The organism is Xanthomonas albilineans, from assembly GCF_002939705.1.
Lineage (GTDB): Bacteria > Pseudomonadota > Gammaproteobacteria > Xanthomonadales > Xanthomonadaceae > Xanthomonas_A > Xanthomonas_A albilineans.
On the sequence record NZ_MDCB01000062.1, the window covers coordinates 1 to 1,984 of the forward strand.

At 60.2% G+C, this 1,984-nt stretch carries 1 protein-coding gene and 1 pseudogene; both read right to left on the bottom strand.

Translation table 11 applies throughout. The annotated features are described in order from the left end of the window. On the bottom strand, positions 1 to 1,707 hold a 1,707-nt coding region (locus XalbCFBP2523_RS15700; protein ID WP_249027741.1), incomplete at its 3' end, for a T6SS phospholipase effector Tle1-like catalytic domain-containing protein. Positions 1,708 to 1,732: 25 nt separating this feature from the next. Next, positions 1,733 to 1,984 (bottom strand): annotated as a pseudogene (locus XalbCFBP2523_RS15705) (hypothetical protein); the annotation flags it as partial.

Sequence of the window (1,984 nt, forward strand, 5' to 3'; positions counted from 1 at the left end):
GAGCGTCTTGTTCGTCGGGCATATCCCATTGCGCGTATGCAGCCTCTCGACCTGCGCGCGGATGCTTTGGTTCAACGCATGATCGGGATGGCCGGCTTCGCGCGGATCACGCGGTGGTCGTTGCGCTTCCTGCCGTGCGCGCTCCTGTTCTTCCCGCTGCACGATCGCGCGTGCCTGCGCCAGGATGGCTTGACCACGTGGGGAGTTGGTGAAAGCTTCGCCCTCCTTGCGCAGGGTTTCTCTATCATTGTTTTCTAACGCAACCGCGATGCGCTGCAACGTGGCCGAGGCCGCCAGATACTCCGGCGAATGAGGCCGTTGCGGTGCTTCGCCTGTCGTCGCACGCTCAACCGCCACATGGGGTGGTGGTGCATGTTCCTGCATGTGTCTGTCCATGGCAGGTGGCAGGGTGGAAAACGCGTCCGCGTTCGTCGATGTGGTGTGGGTGGACGATGCGTCCGGCGCATGGGGCGGTGTACCTTGTTGCGAGTGCGCCGGTAGCGGTGGCGCCGCTAACGCATGCGGATGCGGTCCCTCGCGGAAGAACGCCGGCAGCGCTGGATCGGTGTGTTCGGTCGATACCGCCACCGGGCGCAAGGGCAAGTGCGCGCGTAGCCCGGCATCCAGGGATTGCGCATCGTTTGGGGCCTGGGTCATGCCCGAGCCATCCAGGTTATGCACATGTACGCGATGCCCGAGGGTCGCCGCCATGGTGGTGGTGTAGTAGGAGCCGTGCTGTTCGGAGCGGTGAATGACGTTCATTTCCGGCGCGCTGGGCACGGTGCGCGGTTGCAGAAACGGTTTGTCGCTCAGGCTATTGACATAATCCGTCAGCAGATTGCCGTTGCGTACCGACAGACCATCGAGTCGGTAGGAACCGCCGATATCCGAATGCGCGCCAGGATGGGTCAGATTGAGGAAGCGCCCGTCGTGGGAATGGCCGGGATGCAGGATGTCCTTGGCCGGGAACAGATCGCGGCGTTCGTCGCGGGCGGTGAGTTGCAAACCTGACACCACCGAGGGCGGCAAGCGCACGTCGTGCAGATTCATGTCGCCAGTGGCCACCGGGTCCAGCAAGCCGACGGTTTGCGCGGTGTGGCCGGGCGGCACCAGGGGCGGATGCGTGGGAGTGAGTTTGAGGATTTCTCCGTGTGGACCTTGATCGATTTTCATCCCAATAGGATCCTGGATGCCACGCTCATGGACCATACGGGTGAACATGGCCGCAGTAACCGCGCCACGGCTGAAACCCGTGGACACGATGCTGATTTCGGCTTTGGGGTCTTCGTCGTGCCATGTTCTGGCTTGAAGGATGAACTTCAAGTACATCTCTTCCATCCGTGGGCCGTAGCTATAGCCCAGCGCACCATCGAGCTTATTCGTCCAGGAGTCGTCCTGCGTGCCTACGCCGGGGACGTAATAGCCGTTGACGCTGTGAAGACCAGCGAAGTTGGCCGCGTGTACTTGATCGTACAAGATGCCGATATTGGTGATGTGCTGAGGATCTTTGTTCTTGTCGTTACCGGTGCCATCGAAACAGGCCACGAACAAGCGGGTGTGTGGATTCTGTTGACTGACCAGCAGCGGCGCCTGGAACTGCGCCAACTCATGGCGGCTGTGTGCATATGTCGCCAAGTCTTGCGCCGTTGCTGGATACGTTTCCACGTCATCCGGCCATGTCTTTGCATCGGTATGCTCGTTGCCCATTACATGCTCCCTGGCGAGGACGCCATCAGTAGGTTTTGGTGTATGCGAGGATCAGGTCGTTGCGGAAATAACTATCCGGCCTGCCTGGACGCTGCGGAACAGATGTTTCCACAAATGCCCGCATATACACATTGATGGTACGATCGTTCACTTCCAGGATGATGTCTGGAGGCATATCCGCGTGCAGGATCGGCGGCAACTGATTCTGCGGCACATGGTGCAGGATCACCTTGTCCTTGAAGATGGCTTCGAGATCTACCAGGGCATGGTGCGGCTG